Source organism: Bradyrhizobium sp. USDA 4473 (genome assembly GCF_054063335.1).
In genome coordinates, this window is the sequence record NZ_JBSSGE010000001.1 from 4,332,510 (window position 1) to 4,351,997 (window position 19,488).

Consider the following 19,488-nt stretch of genomic DNA (forward strand, 5'->3'; position numbering starts at 1 on the left):
ATAATGGCTCCTTTGCTCGATGAAATTCGCCGCAGCCCACTGCTCTGGATGCTGATCTTCGTTCCTGCCGTACTGGCGGCAGAACTCGTGGCCCCCTCCGCACATACCGCACTCTTCGTGCTGGCGGTGCTGGCGATCGTGCCGCTGGCCGCGCTGCTCAGTCACGCCACCGAGAGCGTCGCGGCCAGAACCGGCGATGCGATCGGCGGGTTGCTCAACGCGACATTGGGAAATTTGACCGAACTGATCATTGCCCTGGCAGCGCTTCATGCGGGCGAGTATCTGCTGGTGAAGGCGTCGATCGTCGGCGCCATCGTCACCAATTCGCTCTTCATGCTGGGCGGCTGCTTTCTGCTCGGGGGATTGCGCTACCCGATCCAGGAATTCAATCGTGCCGGCGCGCGGCTGCAGGCGGCCTTGCTGCTGCTGGCCTCGATCGCGCTGTTCGCTCCAGCGGCAATCGCCGAACGCGAGCTGGCGCAAGGTGATGCGGTGACCAGGAAGCTTAGCCTTGGCCTCGCGCTTCTGTTGATCGTTGCCTATGGACTTGGTTTGCTATTTTCGCTGCGGACGCACAAGGGTCTATTTGCGTCAGAGGACCATGGCGACCCGGAGCATGAAGCGAACTGGCCGATCCGGCTCGCGGTCGGTACGCTTGTCGCTGTCACCGTGCTGGTCGCCCTGGTCAGCGAGATATTCGTCGGATCCGTACAGAGCGCAGGACAGGCCCTGGGGATGAGCCCGGCCTTCATCGGCTTCATTGTTGTCTCGCTCGTCGGAGGAGCCGCAGAAATGGCCGTGGCATTTTCGGCGGCCGGCAAGAACCGGCTCGACATGAGTGTCGGCATCGCGCTCGGCAGCGCGTCCCAGATTGCTCTGTTTGTGGCGCCGGTGCTGGTGATCCTCAGCTATGTCATCGGTCCTGCGCCAATGGACTTGCAGTTCTGGCCGGGTGCGGTGGCGATGGTGCTGTTAGCGACCATTACCTGCGGCTTCATCACAAGCGGTGGCCGCTCCGCATGGTTCGTCGGCGTCATGCTGTTGTTGATCTATGCGATATTCGCGATGACGCTTTATGCGCTTCCGCCGGGCGCCGCGCGTTCATGAGCGGGCAGCCGGACAACGCGGTGGGCCGGGGAGACCTGACAGGCGGATGGGTCCGGCTTGTCGTTCCGGTGGTGTTTGCCTGCAGCGTTTTCGGACTGCTGGTCGAAGCCGCGGTGCCGCATCTGCTGCCTGAAAACGCCGTCACGGCGTCGGTGGGGGGCGTCGCCAAGGCGGGCGTATTCGCGATCTGGCTCTATCTGGCCTGGCGCATCGTCAAGACGCTGCAGGGCATCTACGGCCCTGACAGCGTTCACTACCTCGACCAGACACCGGTCTGGAGAATCCTGCTTCGGGTGACGGCAGCCTACGCCCTGGCGGCATTCTGCTTTGCCGTGATCTATACGGTTATCGTTCGTCGCGACACCGACGCTTTCTCCGCCCAGCTCACTCTCGGCAACGCGCTCTACTTCAGCATCGTGACGATGACGAGCACGGGGTACGGCGACATCTTTCCCAAATCGGGCTGGGCCAAGACGGCTGTGTGCGTGCAAATCATGTTTGGTGTCCTCTACAACGTGCTGTTCTTTTCCATCTTCGCAGGGCTCGCCGGGCGCAGGCGGGAAGGGTGACTCGGCGGCGACCGGTTTCGCGCCTGGCCCGTTGCTGATGTCGCCGCCGGCAGAGCTGTTGCCGATTGGACACGACGGGCAAATCAGCGAAACGCGTCAAGTGCCCGCGGCAAAAATATTTCGCTTTATCCGAAGCGCAACTCAGTGTATGGTCTGCGCGTCTCGCCCGATCGAGGGGCGCTTCGCGGTCGTCACGAACGCGGGTCGAGATGCGGTGGACGCCGAATGCGCAGTTGACGAACGCGCATGAGGCGGACGGCGAAATCGTGCAGGCCTGACGCCCTAGTGGTAGGTGTCTCTTCCGATTGCGCAATGCGCGTTGTGAAGACGGTGACAACAAAGCCAAGTCTCGCCGGGGAGAGCACGTATAAGCCGTAAGCCATCGCGCAGGGAAAGCCGGATTGCTCCGGTTACACCTGTGGTCCTACCCCCGAGCTTTCTACCCCATTGCTCGGGGCCCATGGGTGCGATCGGCACCCGGCTTTCCCTGCGCCCTCACCAACGGAGAGGGCGGAACGAAAGAGCAAAGCTCGGACAATTCATGTCGCGAGAATGCGAAGCTATATCCTCATCTACAACTGTCATCGCCCGGCTCGCCGCCTCCGCTGAAGCTTCGGCGAGCCCAAGACCGCAAGCCCCGTCGAAGCCTTGGCGAAGACGGGACCGGGCGATCCAGTACGCCGCGGCCTCTCGACTCAAGTACTGCCGTCTCTGGAATACTGGATCACCCGCTTTCGCGAGTGATGACACCGCGTGCTTGGCGATGGTCACCTATCCCAGCAATCCTGCGGTACCAGCATTCGCGCCCGGCGAATCCGCCATTGCCGAAACCCGCATTGACCGCATCGCCATGGCCGGGCACAGCGTGCGGGCGGTGTCATTGAACGGTCGCAAGAGCCGAAAGGAATACCGTCGCATCGGATTTTGCAGTGCAGCAACGGCGCAAATAGCCCCTGCTAAAGGGGCAATGGCAATCGTCGTGGCTTCTCTGTAATGGTGCGGCCGGATGTCTCGGGGCCGGAATTCGTGCTCCGCAATACGCGGGAGGAAACATGCGTAGATTCATATTGGCGGCGGCGTCGATCGCAGCTTTGAGCTTTGTCGGACCGGCCTCGGCGCAGGCGCCGATCGTTCTCAAATTCAGCCACGTGGTGGCCTCGGACACGCCGAAGGGCAAGGCGGCCGACAAGTTCAAGGAACTGGCCGAGAAGTACACCGGCGGCAAGGTGAAGGTCGAGGTCTACCCGAACTCGACGCTTTACAAGGACAAGGAAGAGCTCGAGGCGCTCCAGCTCGGCGCGGTCCAGATGCTGGCGCCGTCGAACTCGAAGTTCGGTCCGATCGGCATCAAGGAATTCGAAGTCTTCGATCTGCCCTACATCCTCCCGGACCTGAAATCGCTGCGCAAGGTGACCGACGGCCCGCTCGGCGCCCAGTTGCTCAAGAAGCTGGATTCCAAGGGCATGACCGGTCTCGCCTACTGGGACAACGGCTTCAAGCAGATGAGCGCGAACAAGAAGCTGGTCGCGCCTGCAGACTACAAGGGGCTCAAATTCCGCATCCAGTCGTCGAAGGTGCTGGAGGCCCAGTTCCGCGCGCTCGGCGCGATCCCGCAGGCGATGGCGTTCTCCGACGTCTACCAGGCGCTGCAGACCGGCGTGGTCGACGGCCAGGAGAACACCTGGTCGAACATCTACACCCAGAAAATGCATGAGGTGCAGAAGTACGCCACCGTCACCAATCACGGCTACATCGGCTACGTCGTGGTCGTAAACAAGAAGTTCTGGGACGGCCTGCCGGCCGATATCCGCGACGAGCTCTCCAAGGCGATGAAGGAAGCCACCGAGTTCGGCAACAACCAGTCCGCCAAGGAAAACGACGACGCGCTCGCCGAAATCAAGAAGGCCGGCAAGACCGAGATCATCTCGCTCACCCCCGAGCAGGACGAGGCGATGCGCAAGGCGATGATGCCGGTCTACAAGGACGTCGCTTCGCGGGTCGGTCAGCCGCTGATCGACGAATTCCTCAAGGAAACGGGCCGCAGCCCGATGAACTGAGGCGTGCCTTACCTCGCCCCGCTTGCGGGGAGAGGTCGGAATTCAAGCGCAGCTTGAATTCCGGGTGAGGGGGAGTCTCCGCCAGCGCAACTATCAACGTGCGCGAGGAAGAAGCCCCTCACCCTAACCCTCTCCCCGTAAGAACGGGGTGAGGGAGACAACGCTCTGGCCGCGGGGGGCGGCCATGACAGGGGAGATCAATGCTGCTGAAGATTCTGGACCGGCTCGAGGAAATCATCATCGCGAGCCTGATGGGGGCCGCGACGCTCCTGACCTTCGTCACGGTGGTGCATCGCTTCCTGGTCGACGTGCCCGTGCTCTATCCGTATTTGTTCGGCATCAACCTCGCCTGGTCGCAGGAACTGTGCATCTACATGTTCATCTGGATGGCGAAGTTCGGCGCCGCCTACGGCGTGCGCACCGGCATCCATGTCGGCGTCGACGTGCTGATCAACCGCCTCAATGATTTCTGGCGCAAGCGCACCATCACCTTCGGCCTGCTCGGCGGCGCGCTGTTCACCGCGATCGTCGGCACCATGGGCGCCAAGTTCGTGTTCGAGCTGATGCACACCGACCAGGTGTCACCCGACATGGAGATCCCGAGCTGGATCGTCTACGCCTGCATCCCGCTCGGCTCCTATCTGATGTGCTTCCGCTTCCTGCAGGTGTGCTGGACCTACTGGAAGACCGGCGAGCTGCCGCACCATGACGCCTCCCATGTCGACGGCGTCGAAACCAGCAAGACCGCGCCCGTCGCGCTTGGAGAAGCGTGATGAGCGCCGCATTGATTTTCGGACTGCTGTTTGCCCTGATGCTGACGGGCATGCCGATCTCGATTTCGCTCGGCCTGACCGTGCTGACCTTCCTGTTCACGATGACCGAGGTGCCGATCGAGAGCGTCGGGCTGAAGCTGTTTTCCGGCCTCGACAATTTCGGCATCATGGCGATCCCGTTCTTCATCCTGGCGGGCACCTTCCTGACCCGCGGCGGCGTCGCGCGGCGCATGATCGCGTTCACGACATCATTGGTCGGGCATCTGCCCGGCGGCCTTGGCTTGGCCGGCGTCGCGGCCTGCGCGATGTTCGCGGCGATCTCGGGTTCGAGCGTTGCAACCGTGGTCGCGATCGGCTCGATCATGATGCCGGCGATGGTCGATCACGGCTATCCGAAGCGGTTCGGCGTCGGCGTGATCTCGACCTCGGGCGCGCTCGGCATCCTGGTGCCGCCCTCGATCATCCTGGTGCTGTACGGCGTCTCGACCAACACCTCGATCGGTGCGCTGTTCATGGCCGGCATCGTGCCGGGCGTGCTGCTCGCGCTGATGCTGGCCGCGGTGACCTTCTTCGTCGCGCAGCGCAACGGCTACCCGAAGATGCCGCGCGCCACCATCGGCCAGCAGTTCACGGCGTTCCGTGAGAGCATCTGGGGCCTTCTGCTGATCGCGATCGTGCTCGGCGGCATCTATGGCGGCATCTTCACGCCGACCGAGGCCGCCGCGGTCGCCGCGACCTATGCCTTCTTCATCACCGTGTTCGTCTACAAGGAGCTGAAGCTCTCCGAAGTACCGAAGGTGCTGCTGCAGGCGGCGAGCATGAGCTCGATGCTGCTCTACATCATCACCAACGCGGTGCTGTTCTCGTTCCTGATGACGCATGAGCAGATCCCGCAGGAGATGGCGGCCTGGATCATCGACAAGAACTTCTCGGTCTGGATGTTCCTGCTCGTCGTCAACATCATCCTGCTGCTCGCCGGCAACGTGATGGATCCGTCATCGATCCTCTTGATCATGGCGCCGATCCTGTTTCCGTTGGCGACCAAGCTCGGCGTGCATCCGGTGCATCTGGGCATCCTGATGATCGTCAACACCGAGGTCGGGCTGTGCCATCCGCCGGTCGGACTCAATCTCTACATCGCGAGCAGTATCGCCAAGATGGGCATCAGCGAGATCACGATCTCTGTCTTGCCGTGGCTGTGCGCGATGCTGGTGTTCCTCGGCCTGATCACCTACGTGCCGGAGATCTCGCTGTGGCTGCCGCGGTTGTTGGGAATGATTTGACGCGCGCATGATCCGGAAAAATGAGAAGCGGTTTCCCCCGCGACAAACGCGGAGCGTTTGCGCGGAGATCATGCGCAAAAACAAACAAGAAATCCAACGCGCGAGCTCGCGCGCTGGATGTTTCTGATGGGCAATGGAACGGATTACATCTTGGCAAGAAAGCTCTCTCTGTCCAATCCGTAAGTTGAAGGCGGCACCGGGCAGCATCATCCTCAGGGAAACTTCAAAGGAGGTTTGGATGAAGAAAGTTCTGCTCGCCGGTCTCGCGGCACTCTCGATAGCCGGCTCGACTGCGGTCTATGCCCAGCATCGCCCCTGGTTTCATGGCCAGACACGGATGAGCCCGGAGGACCGGGCCGCATTCCTCGATGCGCGCATCGCTGCGGTGCACGCCGGGCTGAAGCTCAACGCTGATCAGGAGAAGCTGTGGCCGCCGGTCGAGACCGCGGTCCGCGAGTTCGCCAAGATGCGGCTCGATCGCGCCAATGCGCGGATGGCCGCGGAAAAGGCCGATGCCGACAAGGCGCAGAAGCCCGATGATCCGGTTGCGCGTCTGCGCGAGCGCGCCGACAACATGGCGGCGACCGCTACTTCGCTGAAGAAGATCGCCGATGCCGCCGACCCGCTCTACAAGACGCTCGACGACAACCAGAAGCGGCGCCTGACCATGCTCACCCACATGGAAGGCCGCGGTTTCGGTGCCGAGGGCTGGCGCCGCCACCGCCTCGAGCGTGGCATGGATCGCTGGGAGCGCGGCGGCCGCGACCATCATTTCGACCGCGACGACGGTCCGGACCAGGAGCGCTCCGGCCGGCTCTGAGCATTGGCCGCGAACAGCATCGCCAAGCCCATGAAAGGCCGCCGGAATCCGGCGGCCTTTCGGCTTGGTAAAAGTCGGGAAAACTTGCGCCAGCTTGCTGGACATCGCGGAATCGCTTTGCTAAACGACGGCCTCTCTTGCGAGGGTCATTTCCGGACAAGTTCCGGGCGCATAGCTCAGTTGGTAGAGCAGCTGACTCTTAATCAGCGGGTCCCAGGTTCGAGCCCTGGTGCGCCCACCAAGCTTTCAAAGCTTAGGTTCGCCCTCGTATCGGCCACGCCGGCCAGCAGTCGCGTCTGTTCGGACACCCTGGCTGCTTTTGTTGGCTTCCACATTTCCCGATCAGGCCGCATGCGCTTGCTGCGGATTGGCGTCGGCCGTTCCGCCCGACCACCATTCGGCAGCGGGATGAAGTTCGCCACGAACGGATCCGCAATCCCGTAAATCTGCCCCGCTCGCTTGAGCGGTGCGCGAGCTGTCATCATCCCAGCGCGGGGGGCCCTGCGGCGAGCGCGGTTGACAGGGCGAAGCGCCCACTTTAATCACTCGGCTAATTAATCAATTAATTAAGGTCCAAAACCCTAGGGAAAGAATCCGCCTGATGCTGGCCGGCCAAAGACATTCGAAGCTGCTTGCCCCGCTCGGGCGCGGCGTCGTTTGTCCAGGAGACCAGGCATTGACCGCGTCCACGCGGACCGGTCTCGAACAGGCCGACAACGGCCTCGTCCAGCAGGCCACAAGCTTTGTCGCGCATGCACGGCCCGGCACTACACGACCGCCGGCGCGGATCAACGCCCTCTGCGGCAAGCAGAGTGGGCTTCGTTCACCCGTACGAAAACATGAGGAGTGAGGCGTAAACGATGGGACGTCGATCTGAGGTACTGATGGCGCAAGATGCCGCCGGCACGGACAACCGGCGCGTGATCCAGGTGGTGTCGCGCGCATTCGACATCGTGCGTTGCTTCGAAGGTCGAAGCATACGCCTCGGCAATCGTGACATCGCCGATCGCTGCGGTCTGCCGCGATCGACGGTCTCCCGTCTGACGCTGACGCTGACCCAGATCGGCCAGTTGATCTATCTGCCGCAGGAGCAGAAATATGCGCTGGGTCCGCACGCCGCCGCGCCCGGCGCTCCGCTGTTTGCGGACAAGCCCGACTGTGCCGACGAGCGGCAGCGCGACAACGCGCAATCATCGATGCTGCGGGGGATCAATTCGCGCTTCGACTATTTCGACGATCAGCGCAGCGCGGTCGCCGAGCCGCTTGCGGTGACGCCACACCGCTGACATCCCGGCTCGTTCCGGGCAGGCGGCGCAGCGGAAGCGGCCATCGGCATCGGCACGGGCTCACAGCAACGAAGCATCCAAAGCAAGGGGAAACGCATGTCTGAGGCATACATCATCGACGCGGTGCGCACGCCGCGCGGCATCGGCAAGCCGGGCAAGGGCGCGCTGTCGCACCTGCATCCGCAGCAGCTGGCCGCGACCGTGCTCGGCGCGCTCAAGGAGCGCAACAAGCTCGATACCTCGACCGTCGACGACATCATCTGGTCGACCTCGACCCAGGAAGGCAAGCAGGGCGGCGATCTCGGACGCATGTCGGCGCTCGCGGCCGGCTACGACATCAACGCGAGCGGCACGACGCTGGATCGCTTCTGCGGCGGCGGCATCACCTCGGTGAACCTCGCGGCAGCCTCGGTCATGTCGGGGATGGAAGATTGCGTCATCGCCGGCGGCACCGAGATGATGAGCTATCAGCAGACCCTCGCCGCCGAGCGCTCCAAGGCGGGACAGCCGGCGCGGATGATGGGTTCGGGCAATCCGGCGCTCGACGAGATCCACCCGCAGTCGCACCAGGGCGTGTGCGGCGACGCCATCGCGACGCGCGAGGGGATCAGCCGAGAGGCCTGCGATGCGCTGGCGCTGACGAGCCAGCAGCGCGCCAAGCGGGCGATCGATGAAGGCCGCTTCGCCAAGTCGGTGATCCCCGTGCTCAACGACGACGGCAGCGTCGCCCTCAATCGGGAGGAATTCCCGCGCCCCGAGACCACCGCCGAAGGCCTGGCGTCGCTGAAGCCGAGCTTCGAGCAGCTTGCCGATTTCGATCTCGGCAACGGCGTGACCTTCAGGAAGCAGATCCAGCGCCGTTACCCGGGCCTCGAGTGGAAGGGCGTGCATCATGCCGGCAACAGCTCGGGTGTGGTGGATGGCGCAGCCGCGGTGCTGATCACGTCGAAGGAATATGCCGAGAAGCACGGCCTCAAGCCGCGCGGCCGCATCGTGGCCTATGCCAACCAGGGTGACGATCCGACCTTGATGCTCAACGCGCCGGTTCCGGCGGCCAAGAAGGTTCTCGCCAAGGCCGGCCTGACCAAGGACGACATCGACGTCTGGGAGATCAACGAGGCGTTCGCGGTTGTCGCCGAGAAGTTCATCCGCGACCTCGAGCTGGATCGCGAGAAGGTCAACATCAACGGCGGCTCGATCGCGCTCGGCCACCCGATCGGCGCAACCGGATCGATCCTGATCGGCACCGCGCTCGACGAGCTCGAGCGCAGCGGCGGTCGCTATGGTCTCGTCACCATGTGCGCCGCCGGCGGCATGGCGCCGGCCATCATCATCGAACGCATCTGATCGCGAAAGGACACTGCCATGAAACTCGATTCATCAGTCGCCGCCGTCGTCACCGGCGGCGCGTCCGGCCTCGGCGCAGCCACCGCGCGGGCGCTCGCCGCGCAAGGCGTCAAGGTCGCGATCTTCGACTTCAACGAAGACAAGGGCGAAGCCATCGCCAGGGAAATCGGCGGCGTGTTCTGCAAGGTCGACGTCACCTCCGACGAGCTGGTCGATGCGGGCTTCGCCAAGGCCCGCGCGGCACACGGCCAGGAACGCATCCTGGTGAACTGCGCCGGCACCGGCAATGCGGTGAAGACCGCCGGCCGCGACAAGAAGACCGGTGAGCCGACGCACTTCCCGATCGACGCCTTCAACCGCATCATCCAGATCAACCTGGTCGGCACCTTCCGCTGCATCGCCAAGTCGGCGCAGGGCATGCTGTCGCTGTCTCCGCTGGAGCACGGCGAGCGCGGTGCGGTCGTGAACACCGCTTCGGTCGCGGCCGAGGACGGCCAGATGGGGCAGGCGGCGTATTCGGCCTCCAAGGCCGGCGTCGTCGGCATGACCCTGCCGATCGCGCGCGATTTGATGGCTGAGGGCATCCGCGTCAACACCATCCTGCCGGGCATTTTCAACACGCCGCTGCTGCAGGGCGCGCCGGAGAACGTCAAGGCCGCGCTCAGCGCGTCGGTGCCGTTCCCGAAGCGTCTCGGCATGCCGGAGGAATATGCGCATCTGGCGCTGACCATGATCACCAACGGCTATTTCAACGGTGAAGACGTCCGCCTCGACGGCGCCATCCGCATGGCTCCGCGATAGGCGTCCGCGCGCGTAACAGGAGGCGAAAGCGATGTCCGAAGAAGCTCCGGTCCTCACTGAAGTCCGCGGACCGATCCTGATCATCACGCTGAACCGGCCGGAAGCCAAGAACGCAGCCAACCTCGCACTCTCCAAGGGCGTCGCTGCGGCGATAGACCGGCTCGATGCCGATGATGCGCTGAGCGTCGGCATCATCGCCGGTGCGGGCGGCACGTTCTGCTCGGGCATGGACCTCAAGGGGTTTTTGAAGGGCGAGCGGCCGTCGATCCCCGGCCGCGGCTTCGCCGGCCTCACCGAGGCGCCGCCGAAGAAGCCGCTGATCGCGGCGGTCGACGGCTACGCGCTCGCCGGCGGGATGGAGATCGCGCTGTCGTGCGACATGATCGTCGCCAACCGCAATGCCAAGTTCGGCATCCCCGAGGTGAAGCGCGGGCTGGCGGCTGCGGCCGGTGGCCTGATCCGCATGCCGCGGCAGATGCCGGTCCGTGTGGCGATGGAGTTCGCACTGACGGGCGAATTCTTCGGTGCCGAGCGTGCTCACCAACTCGGCATCATCAACCGCGTGACCGATGGCCCGGCGCTCGACGCCGCGCTCGAGCTTGCGGCCGCGATCGGTGCCAACGGCCCGCTCGCAGTCAGGGCCTCCAAGCAGGTGGTCGTCGAATCCCGGCTCTGGCCGGAAGACCAGATGTGGACGAGGCAGCAGGAGATCGTCGGTCCGGTCTTCGTCTCGGAGGATGCCCGCGAGGGCGCGGCGGCCTTCGCGGAAAAGCGCGCGCCGAACTGGAAGGGCAAGTAAGGCAGCGACTGTTTCGATGACGGAGCGCCGGTTTTGATTGCAGCAGAACCGGCGCTCCATTTTTTGCGAGTGCCCCGCCGCTCGCCGGCCGGCTTCCAAATCACGTGAGAGCGCTATTGGGTGAATAATGCGCAGCTTTACCGAAGATCAGGTCATCTTCCGCGACTCCTACCGCAAGTTCCTTGCGAGCGAGATCACGCCCCATATGGAGGAGTGGCGGGAGGCCGGCATCGTCGACCGCAGCGCGTTCAAGAAGGCCGGCGACCTCGGCTTCCTGATGATCTGGCCTGAAGAGAAGTATGGCGGAATGGGCGACGAGGACTTCCGCTACGAGCAGATCATCATCGAGGAGACCGCGCGTGCCGGCTGCAAGGGCTGGTTCAACACGCTGCACAGCCGCCTGGTCGGATCCTATTTCAAGCGCTTCGGCACCGAGGAGCAGCGCGATCGCTTCCTGCCGAAATGCGTCAGCGGCGAGACCATCCTGGCGATTGCGATGACCGAACCGGGCGCGGGCTCGGACCTCGCGGGCATGCGCACGACGGCGGAGGACAAGGGCGATCATTTCCTGCTCAACGGCTCGAAGACCTACATTTCCAACGGCATCAATTCCGACGTCGTGATCGTGGCGGCCAAGCTGGCAGGCGCCGAGAAGAAGCACGCGATGGTGCTCCTGATCGTCGAGCGCGGCATGGAAGGGTTCGAACGGGGCCGCAATCTGAAGAAGATGGGCATGCCGGCGCAGGACACCGCCGAGCTGTTCTTCCAGAATGTGAGGGTGCCCAAGGCCAACGTGCTGGGAGAGCCGGGCAGGGGCTTCTACTATCTCATGGAGGGTCTCGCCGAGGAGCGGCTGATCTCCGCGGTCGGATCGATTGCCAATGGCCGCAGGGCGTTCGATATCACGCGCGCTTACGTGATGGATCGCAAGCTGTTCGGCAGGCCGCTCGCCGAGCAGCAGAACACCCAGTTCCGCATGGCGGAGATGGATGCCGAGATCGATCTCGTGCAGGTCTATGTCGATCACTGCGTGGCCGAGCACAATGCGGGGCGGCTGACCAGCAATATGGGCGCCAAGGCCAAGATGATGTCCTCGGAAGTCGAGTGGAAGATGCTCGACCTCGGTGTGCAGCTGCACGGCGGCGCGGGCTACATGGATGAATATCCGATCAGCCGGATGTTCACCGATGCGCGCGTCAATCGGATCCTGGCGGGGAGCTCCGAAGTGATGCGGCTGATCATCGGCCGCGACGTCTTCTCGGAGCACTACAAGAGCATTCTGGATTAGCCGGTCGCCGCGTCAGACGATCTATCCAGCACCGGTCGCGCGTCAGCCGCGCGCCTGCCGCAGCGGCTCGCGCGCATGCTCCTTCGAGCGCATCAACGCATCGACGAAGATCGGCTCCCAGGAGCGGATGTGGCTGCGCAGCAGGGTCGGCAGCGCCTCGGTCTCGCCGGCGAGCGCGAGTTCGATCAGTTTGTAATGCTCCGGCACCGAGGCTTGCTGCCGCTCGTGGCCGGCGCGCGAGCTGATGCCGTAGAGCCGCATCTTGTCGCGCAGGCCCATCACCATCTCGGTCAGGAGCTCGTTGCCGGCGGCGGCGATGAACTCGCGATGATAGTTGCGGTCGGCTTCGAGATAGAGCTGGACGTCGTCGGTCTCGACCGCCCTCGCGATCTGATCGGCCCAGCCGCGCACCGCCGGTAGGTCCTTCGGCGGATTGGCGGCGACCAGCACGGCGGCGTGCAACTCCAGTACCTCGCGCATATCGAACAGATTGCGCAGCTCGGTCAGCGTCGGCTCCACCACCTTGAATCCGCGGTTGCGCATCGGCTCGACCAGGCCGCCGCGGCTGAGCTCGAGCAGCGCCTCGCGCACCGGCGTCGAGGAGACGCCGAGGCTCGCCGCGAGACTCGGCACAGAATACATCGTGCCGGGAAGGCTCTGCCCGGAAATGATCTCCGCGCGCACCCGCTGCAGCACCTGTTCGCGCAAATTCTGGTCCATGGGTGGTCGCAGCCGCCTCTCGCCGGGAACTCCGATTCGTCCCTGATTATTACTTAGCCTTGACGAGGACGGTAGCGTATGACGTAAATGTGTAGCGCATTACAAGAATGCGTCACATGAGTTGACCTGACCACGAGGCAGCGGTGAAACAGCGGCTACCCGGCTATTGCACGCTTTGTCGTTCGCGCTGCGGTGCTGTCACCGTGGTCGAGGATGGGCGTCTCGTCGGCGTGGAGGTATTAAGTAACCACCCGACCGGTGGGGCGCTCTGTGCCAAGGGCCGGGCGGCACCGGAAATCGTCGGCAGCCCGCGCCGCCTGACCGTCCCGCTCAAGCGGACCCGCCCGCGCGACGCTGCCGATCCCGGCTGGGTCGAGGTGTCGTGGGACGAGGCGCTGACCGAGATCGCCGACCGGCTTGGCAGCATCCGCGCCGAGAGCGGCGCCGAGGCGGTGGCGTTCGGTGTCACCACGCCGAGCGGCACGCCGATGGTCGACAGCTTCGAGTGGGTCGAGCGCTTCATCCGCGGCTTCGGCAGTCCGAACCTGATCTACGCGGTCGAGATCTGCGGCTGGCACAAGGACTTCGCGCACGCGCTGACCTTCGGTCGCGGCATCGGCTTTCCCGATTACGACAATGCCGATGCGATCATCCTGTGGGGCCACAATCCGGCGCGCACCTGGCTCGCGCAAGCAACGCGAATCGCCGATGCGCGGCGGCGCGGTGCCAAGGTCGTCGTCGTCGATCCCAAGCCGAACGGCTCCGGCCAGCAGGCCGATCTCTGGCTGCGCATCCGTCCCGGTGCCGATGGCGCGCTTGCGATGGGCGCGATCCGCCACCTGATCGCGACCGGCAATTTCGATGCTGAGTTCGTCGACGCATGGACCAACGGATCGCTGCTGGTCGATCGCGCGACTGGCCGCTTCCTGCGCGCCGACATGTTGTGGCCGGATGGCACGTCTGATGCGTTCGTCCGTTTCGATGCGTCGGGCTCGCCGGTGCCTTGCGACACGCGCTATGCGCCGGAGGGCCGTGGCCGGTTGCGCGGCGCGCTGTCGATCCGTGCACGCGACGGGAGGATGATATCGGCGGCAACCGCGTTCGAACTGCTCGTCGAGCGCGCCGCGCCTTACACGCCGGCGCGCGTCGCGGAGCTGACCTGGCTTGATGTCGCTGATATCGACGCATTCAACGCGCTGCTCGCGAGCAGGCCGCGGCTTGCCTATCATTCCTGGACCGGCGTCGGCCAGCACACCAACGCCACCGCAATTGAGCGCGCGATCGCCGCGCTCTATGCGCTGACCGGCGCTTGCGATCGGCCCGGCGGCAATCGCTGGCCGGTGCCGCCGCCGACACGCCCGCTCAACGACTACAACATCCTGCCGCCGGAGCAGCAGGCCAAGGCGCTTGGCCTCGCCGAACTGCCGCTCGGTCCGCCGGCGAAGGGCTGGATCACGGCGCGCGATTTCAGCCGGGCCGTGCTCGAGGGCGAGCCTTACCGCGTGCGTGCGTTGGTTGCTTTCGGCACCAATTTTGTGGTCTCGCAGGGCCATTCGGAGCGCAACCGTGCGGCGCTGAACGCGTTGGAATTCCAGGTTCATATCGACATGTTCATGAACCCGACCGCGGAGAGCGCCGACTTCGTGCTGCCGGCCAGCACGCCGTGGGAGCGCGATGCGCTCAAGATCGGGTTCGAGATCACCCAGGAAGCCGTCGAGACCGTGCAGTTTCGCCCGCGCATGGTCGCGCCGGTCGGCGAGGTCAGGGCCGATTACGAGATCGCGGCTGCGCTCGCGCTCAAGCTCGGTATGGGCGACTTGTTCTTCGGCGGCGACATCGAGGCCGGCTGGAATTATCAGCTCGCGCCGCTCGGCATCGGCGTCGAGGATCTGCGCGAATATCCCGAAGGACGCCGCTTCCCGCAGGCCTTCCGCAATGAAAAATACGCCGTCACCCGAGAGGACGGCACGGTGGCCGGTTTCGCGACGCCGACCCGCCGGGTCGAGATCTATTCAGAGCTGATGCTGGGACACGGGCATGATCCTTTGCCCGATCACGTCGAACCGGTTGGTAGCCCGCTCACGGCAGCGGCGGACGAACGCTTTCCATTGGTGCTCTCCACCGCCAAGAGCGGTTGGTTCGTTCACTCCTCGCATCGGCATATCGCCTCGCTGCGGCGCAAGTCGCCGGACCCGGCGGTCGAGATCAGCCCGCAACTCGCCGCGCGGCGCGGGCTGGTCGAAGGCGACTGGGCCGTGGTCGAGACGCCGGGTGGTGCCGTGCGTCTGAAGGTGCGGCTCAATGCGGCGCTCGACGATCGCGTCGTCGTCGCCGAGTTCGGCTGGTGGGAAGATTGTCCGCCGCTCGGCCGCGATCGGTCAGCTGCGGCCGGCGTCCACACCCGGAACATCAACGCCGTGCTGCACGACGACGTGCGCGATCCCGTCAGCGGCTCGGTCCCGCTGCGCGCGATCGTCTGTGAGATCAGCCGCGATGCCGTGGCAAGCCGCGGCGTGTGGAGCGGCCAGCGGCGCTTCATGGTTGCCGCGCGCCGGGCCGAGGCCGACAACGTCATCGCTCTCAGCCTGCGGCCGCGTGACGGCGGTGCGCTGCCCGATTTCCTGCCGGGCCAGCATGTGATGATCTCGCTGCCCGGCACGACAGAGGCGCGGGCCTATTCGCTGACCGGATCGGGCGATCTGCCTGATGCGCTGTCGATCGCCGTGAAGGGGCGCTTCTCTGATGAAGCATGGAGCGACGACGCACCGTTCTTCATGCCGGATCGTCTGCATGGCCTTGCGGTCGGCGACGAGGTGTTGCTGGAGCCGCCGGGCGGCACCTTCACGCCGCCATTGAAGGGACCGCGGCCGCTGGTCTTCCTCGCAGCCGGCATCGGCATCACGCCGTTTGTCGGCTACCTCGAGACGCTGCAACATATCGCGCCGCAGGATCGTGTTGCCGAAATCCTGCTGCTGCATGGCTGCCGCAGCAGCCGCGAGCATCCGTTTGCACAGCGGCTTGCGGAGCTGGAAGCGAATACGCCGGGACTGACGCGGGTGACCTTCTTTTCCGCGCCGCTCGCGGGCGATCCGATCGAGTCGGATGCGCTGCGCAAGGGGCGGCTCGACCTTGAACAGGTCAAGCCGCTGACATCGTGCCGGCCGCTGGTCTACATCTGCGGCTCGCCGGACTTCGTCACGGCGCAGATTGCGGCCGTGGCGGCGCTCGGCGTGCCGCGCTTCGACATCTTCGCCGAGAGCTTCGTGTCGCCGCCCTCGGTGCCAACCAACCTTGCGCCGCGGACTGTCCGGCTTGCGAGCAGCAAGCAGAGCTTCTCCTGGGGACCGGAGCAGGGGACGCTGCTCGACGCCGCGACCGCGGCAGGCATTGCGCTGCCGAGCGGCTGCCGTGTCGGGCAATGCGAGAGCTGTGCGGTCGAGGTCGTCGATGGGCAATTCACCCATCTCGGCCCCGTCGATGGCAGCGAGGGCCAATGCCTCGCCTGCCAGGCCGTGCCGCTGACCGATCTGACGCTCGCACTTTGAATGACCAATCAGGATTGAAGACGAACCGCATCGCCGGAAGGGGATCAATTGATGACGAATGCTACGCACGATCAAACCGTGGACTTACGAAAACCGGTCGCGGACAACATCATCGCGCGCTTTTCGCAGGCCCTGGTGGCGTTTGCGGAGCGCTGGTTTCCGGATGCGTATGTCTTCGTGCTGATCGCGGTGATTGCGGTCGCCGCAGGCGCGATCCTGCATGGCGGTTCGCCGCTCGCCGTCAGCCGCGCGTTCGGCGACGGGTTCTGGAATCTGATCCCGTTCACGATGCAGATGGCGCTGGTCGCGATCGGCGGCTACGTCGTGGCGATGTCGCCGCCGGTCGCGGCCGTACTGACGCGGCTCGCGAGCGTGCCGAAGACCGGCCGCGGCGCGGTGGTGTTCGTCGGCGTGCTCAGCATCTTCCTCTCGCTGCTGAACTGGGGCCTCAGCCTGATCTTTTCCGGCCTGTTGGTGCGGGAGATCGCGCGGCGCACGGATATCCGGCTCGATTATCGGGCGGCCGGCGCGGCCGGTTATCTCGGGCTCGGCTGCGGCTTCACCCTCGGCATCACGTCGTCGGCCGCGCAGCTGCAGGCCAATGCCGGCAGCATCCCGGCGTCGCTGCTGCCGATCACCGGCGTGATCGGCTTCTCGGAGACCATCCTGACCTGGCAGAACATGGTCACCGTCGTGATGGTCACTGTGGTGTCGGCCGCGATCTGCTATTTCACGACGCCCGCGTCCGCGCAGGCCAAGACCGCGGAAGACCTCGGTGTCGCGCTCGGCGATGACCGCATCGAAGCCAGGAAGCCGGCCCGGCCGGGCGACTGGCTGGAATTCAGCCCGCTGCTGACCATCCTGATCGCGCTGCTTGCCGCCGGCTGGCTGTGGCAGACGTTCCAGTCGGGCAATCCGCTGATCACGCTGTCGGGGCTCAACACCTACAATTTCGTCTTCCTGATTCTCGGCATCGTATTGCATTGGCGGCCACGCAGCCTGGTCGAATCCTTCTCCAAGGCGATGCCGAGCGTCTCCGGCGTGCTGTTGCAGTTTCCGTTCTATGCCGGCGTCGCGCAGATCCTGACCAAGGTGCCGAACAGCAGCGGCACCACGCTGTCAGACACGATCGCGCACTGGTTCGTCGGCGCCTCCAGCAACTCGACGGTGTTCTCGTTTCTGGTCGGAATCTATTCGGCGCTGCTCGGCTTCTTCGTGCCGTCGGCCGGCGGCAAGTGGATCATCGAGGCGCCCTACATCATGAAGGCGGCCAACGACATCGGCGCCCATCTCGGCTGGACGGTCATGGTCTACAACATCGCCGAGACGCTGCCGAACTTCATCAACCCGTTCTGGATGTTGCCGCTGCTCGGCATTCTCGGCCTGAAGTCGAAGGATCTGATCGGCTACACCTCGGTGCAGTTCTTCATTCACTTCCCGATCGTGATGCTGCTGGCCGCGATCCTGATGGCGACCTTCACCTATCATCCGCCGATCCTGCCCTGAGCGGTGAGGGCCGGGCACCGCGAGGCACGGTGCCCGGCCAACGTTCCGCCAGTTCATGCCGTTCGCGCCCGGCATCATCAAAACTGTGCTGTTTTTCGGCCCGCGGCGAATGAGCTATCGCGCCGGGCCCTGATCTTTGGTCAGCCATTTCATTGACCGCCGCGCGGTTCGGCCGGATATTGATGCGCGATATCCGTGTTGTCCAAGGTCACCGCAATGAGACATATCCACCGCAGCTTGATGTGCGACATGCGACGCCGCATGCAGCACCGCTGCGTCTCGGCGGCGACCGGCGTCTGTTGTTAATCGCTTCGACAAATCCAAAGCACCCGACAATCAGACAGGACGCCGTCATTCGGCGATGGAGCACGCATGTCCCAAGCGCAAACATCCCAAGCTTACGTCATCGAAGTATCGGATCGCACCGCGGGTATCGTCGTCGGCGATAACAGCGGCTTCTGCTTCTTCTCTTCGGACCGCGCCTTCGATGGCCTCGACGGCGGGCATTTCGGCTCCGCCCGCGCCGCGGAGCGCGCGGTGAGGGCGCATTTGCAGCGCCGCCAGGCGCGCGGCCAGCCGTCATCGAACTCACGCAATATCTGAAAGACAACCTTTGAAAGGACTGTCATGACGACAAGACGTACCATTCTTGCGGCCGCGCTGGCATTGTCCGCATTCGCCGTCGCGCCGGCCCGGGCCGAAGACAAGCCGGCCGAGATCCGCATCGGCACGCAGAAAGGCGGCTTGTTTCCGGCCGTCCGCCAGCGTCACACCGTCGAGGACGCCTTCAAGCCGCTCGGCATCGAGGTGAAGTGGATCGACTTCCAGTTCGGGCCGCCGCTGCTCGAGGCGATCAATGTCGGCAGCGTCGATTTCGGGTTCGTCGGCGATACGCCGCCGATCTTCGCGCAGGCCGGCGCGGCCAAGATCGCGTACGTGGCGGCGGTGACCTCTGATGGCAGCAACCAGGCGATCATCGTGCCGGCGGACTCCCCGATCCGGACGCTCGCCGATCTCAAGGGCAAGCGCGTTGCGTTCGGCAAGGGCTCGAGCGCGCACAATCTGCTCGTCGCCGCGCTCGACAAGGCCGGCCTGTCCTGGAGCGACATCACGCCGACGCCGCTGGCGCCGGCGGACGCGACCGTCGCGTTCTCCCGGGGCATCGTCGACGCATGGTCGATCTGGGATCCCTATCTGGCGCTGGCGGAGATCAAGGACAAGGTCCGCGTGATCGCCTTCGACAAGGACGTGCACAAGCCGAACGCGTTCTACATCGCGGGATCGGACTTTGTTGCGAAGTATCCATCCATCGTCGCGAAGCTGAACTCCATCTTTGCCGCCGAAGGAAAATGGGCCGCCGATCACCGCGAGGAGGTGGCTCGTGCGCAGGCCGAGGCCACCGGCGTCGACATCGAGGCGGTCAGGCGCTTCGTCGCGCGCTCGAACTACCAGGTGGTGCCGGTCGACGCCGAGATCATCAGGAGCCAGCAGGCGATTGCCGACCGCTTCAAGGCGATCGGGCTGATCCCAAAGCCGATCAATGTTTCCGATATCGTCTGGAAATGGACACCCGGCTCGTGAGCCGAT

The 19,488-nt window shown here is 64.5% G+C and carries 16 protein-coding genes, 1 tRNA gene and 1 pseudogene; 17 read left to right on the top strand and 1 reads right to left on the bottom strand.

The genetic code is table 11. The features are described 5' to 3' along the window. Positions 1 to 3 precede the first annotated feature (3 nt). From cax to ACVW17_RS20150, 13 genes and pseudogenes are all read left to right on the top strand, one after another. A complete protein-coding gene (gene cax / locus ACVW17_RS20090; RefSeq protein ID WP_456753484.1) occupies positions 4 to 1,107 on the top strand; it encodes a calcium/proton exchanger in 1,104 nt (367 codons plus the stop codon). Then, entirely contained in the window at positions 1,104 to 1,676 is a 573-nt protein-coding gene (locus ACVW17_RS20095) for a potassium channel family protein (protein ID WP_456753485.1), read from the top strand. The genes cax and ACVW17_RS20095 overlap by 4 nt, the downstream gene beginning before the upstream one ends. A 763-nt stretch (positions 1,677 to 2,439) precedes the next feature. After that, entirely contained in the window at positions 2,440 to 2,670 is a 231-nt protein-coding gene (locus tag ACVW17_RS20100; protein ID WP_456753486.1) for a hypothetical protein, read from the top strand. Between the two features lie 58 nt (positions 2,671 to 2,728). Beyond that, positions 2,729 to 3,733: a TRAP transporter substrate-binding protein gene (locus ACVW17_RS20105; RefSeq protein WP_456797809.1), complete on the top strand. Its 1,005-nt coding sequence runs from the start codon at positions 2,729 to 2,731 to the stop codon at positions 3,731 to 3,733. Positions 3,734 to 3,933: 200 nt separating this feature from the next. Continuing rightward, on the top strand, positions 3,934 to 4,506 hold the full coding sequence (locus ACVW17_RS20110) for a TRAP transporter small permease (protein ID WP_456753488.1): 573 nt from the start codon (positions 3,934 to 3,936) through the stop codon (positions 4,504 to 4,506). After that, positions 4,506 to 5,789, top strand: a complete 1,284-nt coding sequence (locus ACVW17_RS20115) for a TRAP transporter large permease (RefSeq protein WP_456797810.1) — start codon at positions 4,506 to 4,508, stop codon at positions 5,787 to 5,789. Before ACVW17_RS20110 ends, ACVW17_RS20115 begins: the two co-directional genes overlap by 1 nt. 238 nt (positions 5,790 to 6,027) lie before the next feature. Beyond that, positions 6,028 to 6,609 (top strand): Spy/CpxP family protein refolding chaperone, encoded by a 582-nt coding sequence (locus ACVW17_RS20120; protein WP_456753489.1) that lies wholly within the window; start codon positions 6,028 to 6,030, stop codon positions 6,607 to 6,609. A 165-nt stretch (positions 6,610 to 6,774) separates the two neighbouring features. Then, positions 6,775 to 6,850, top strand: a tRNA-Lys gene (locus tag ACVW17_RS20125). Between the two features lie 619 nt (positions 6,851 to 7,469). Next, positions 7,470 to 7,733 (top strand): annotated as a pseudogene (locus ACVW17_RS20130) (helix-turn-helix domain-containing protein); the annotation flags it as partial. Between the two features lie 258 nt (positions 7,734 to 7,991). Further along, positions 7,992 to 9,242, top strand: a complete 1,251-nt coding sequence (locus ACVW17_RS20135; RefSeq protein ID WP_456753490.1) for an acetyl-CoA C-acetyltransferase — start codon at positions 7,992 to 7,994, stop codon at positions 9,240 to 9,242. A gap of 18 nt (positions 9,243 to 9,260) precedes the next feature. Next, positions 9,261 to 10,043 carry an SDR family NAD(P)-dependent oxidoreductase gene (locus ACVW17_RS20140; protein WP_456753491.1) on the top strand — a complete coding sequence of 261 codons (783 nt, stop codon included), beginning with the start codon at positions 9,261 to 9,263 and terminating at the stop codon, positions 10,041 to 10,043. A 31-nt stretch (positions 10,044 to 10,074) separates the two neighbouring features. Beyond that, positions 10,075 to 10,842: a crotonase/enoyl-CoA hydratase family protein gene (locus tag ACVW17_RS20145; protein WP_456753492.1), complete on the top strand. Its 768-nt coding sequence runs from the start codon at positions 10,075 to 10,077 to the stop codon at positions 10,840 to 10,842. A 127-nt stretch (positions 10,843 to 10,969) separates the two neighbouring features. Then, positions 10,970 to 12,130 carry an acyl-CoA dehydrogenase family protein gene (locus tag ACVW17_RS20150; protein WP_456753493.1) on the top strand — a complete coding sequence of 387 codons (1,161 nt, stop codon included), beginning with the start codon at positions 10,970 to 10,972 and terminating at the stop codon, positions 12,128 to 12,130. A 42-nt stretch (positions 12,131 to 12,172) separates the two neighbouring features. Here the strand turns inward: ACVW17_RS20150 and ACVW17_RS20155 are convergent, their stop codons facing one another. Continuing rightward, positions 12,173 to 12,850, bottom strand: a complete 678-nt coding sequence (locus ACVW17_RS20155; RefSeq protein ID WP_456753494.1) for a GntR family transcriptional regulator — start codon at positions 12,848 to 12,850, stop codon at positions 12,173 to 12,175. A 143-nt stretch (positions 12,851 to 12,993) separates the two neighbouring features. Here ACVW17_RS20155 and ACVW17_RS20160 point away from each other — a divergent pair, with 143 nt between their 5' ends. The 4 genes from ACVW17_RS20160 to ACVW17_RS20175 all read left to right on the top strand — a co-directional run bounded on the left by ACVW17_RS20160 (position 12,994) and on the right by ACVW17_RS20175 (position 19,482). Next, positions 12,994 to 16,395, top strand: a complete 3,402-nt coding sequence (locus tag ACVW17_RS20160; protein ID WP_456753495.1) for a molybdopterin-dependent oxidoreductase — start codon at positions 12,994 to 12,996, stop codon at positions 16,393 to 16,395. A gap of 51 nt (positions 16,396 to 16,446) precedes the next feature. Continuing rightward, a complete protein-coding gene (locus ACVW17_RS20165) occupies positions 16,447 to 17,901 on the top strand; it encodes a short-chain fatty acid transporter (protein ID WP_456753496.1) in 1,455 nt (484 codons plus the stop codon). Between the two features lie 372 nt (positions 17,902 to 18,273). After that, on the top strand, positions 18,274 to 18,504 hold the full coding sequence (locus ACVW17_RS20170; protein ID WP_456753497.1) for a hypothetical protein: 231 nt from the start codon (positions 18,274 to 18,276) through the stop codon (positions 18,502 to 18,504). Between the two features lie 24 nt (positions 18,505 to 18,528). After that, positions 18,529 to 19,482: an aliphatic sulfonate ABC transporter substrate-binding protein gene (locus ACVW17_RS20175; RefSeq protein WP_456753498.1), complete on the top strand. Its 954-nt coding sequence runs from the start codon at positions 18,529 to 18,531 to the stop codon at positions 19,480 to 19,482. Positions 19,483 to 19,488: the final 6 nt, after the last annotated feature.

Coding starts and splice junctions, on each gene's coding strand:
- ACVW17_RS20095 (WP_456753485.1), top strand. CDS start 1,104: ATGAGCGGGCAGCCGGACAACGCGGTGGGCCGGGGAGACCTGACAGGC.
- ACVW17_RS20145 (WP_456753492.1), top strand. CDS start 10,075: ATGTCCGAAGAAGCTCCGGTCCTCACTGAAGTCCGCGGACCGATCCTG.
- ACVW17_RS20140 (WP_456753491.1), top strand. CDS start 9,261: ATGAAACTCGATTCATCAGTCGCCGCCGTCGTCACCGGCGGCGCGTCC.
- ACVW17_RS20150 (WP_456753493.1), top strand. CDS start 10,970: ATGCGCAGCTTTACCGAAGATCAGGTCATCTTCCGCGACTCCTACCGC.
- ACVW17_RS20105 (WP_456797809.1), top strand. CDS start 2,729: ATGCGTAGATTCATATTGGCGGCGGCGTCGATCGCAGCTTTGAGCTTT.
- ACVW17_RS20165 (WP_456753496.1), top strand. CDS start 16,447: ATGACGAATGCTACGCACGATCAAACCGTGGACTTACGAAAACCGGTC.
- ACVW17_RS20120 (WP_456753489.1), top strand. CDS start 6,028: ATGAAGAAAGTTCTGCTCGCCGGTCTCGCGGCACTCTCGATAGCCGGC.
- cax (WP_456753484.1), top strand. CDS start 4: ATGGCTCCTTTGCTCGATGAAATTCGCCGCAGCCCACTGCTCTGGATG.
- ACVW17_RS20170 (WP_456753497.1), top strand. CDS start 18,274: ATGTCCCAAGCGCAAACATCCCAAGCTTACGTCATCGAAGTATCGGAT.
- ACVW17_RS20100 (WP_456753486.1), top strand. CDS start 2,440: ATGGTCACCTATCCCAGCAATCCTGCGGTACCAGCATTCGCGCCCGGC.
- ACVW17_RS20175 (WP_456753498.1), top strand. CDS start 18,529: ATGACGACAAGACGTACCATTCTTGCGGCCGCGCTGGCATTGTCCGCA.
- ACVW17_RS20155 (WP_456753494.1), bottom strand. CDS start 12,850: ATGGACCAGAATTTGCGCGAACAGGTGCTGCAGCGGGTGCGCGCGGAG.
- ACVW17_RS20135 (WP_456753490.1), top strand. CDS start 7,992: ATGTCTGAGGCATACATCATCGACGCGGTGCGCACGCCGCGCGGCATC.
- ACVW17_RS20115 (WP_456797810.1), top strand. CDS start 4,506: ATGAGCGCCGCATTGATTTTCGGACTGCTGTTTGCCCTGATGCTGACG.
- ACVW17_RS20110 (WP_456753488.1), top strand. CDS start 3,934: ATGCTGCTGAAGATTCTGGACCGGCTCGAGGAAATCATCATCGCGAGC.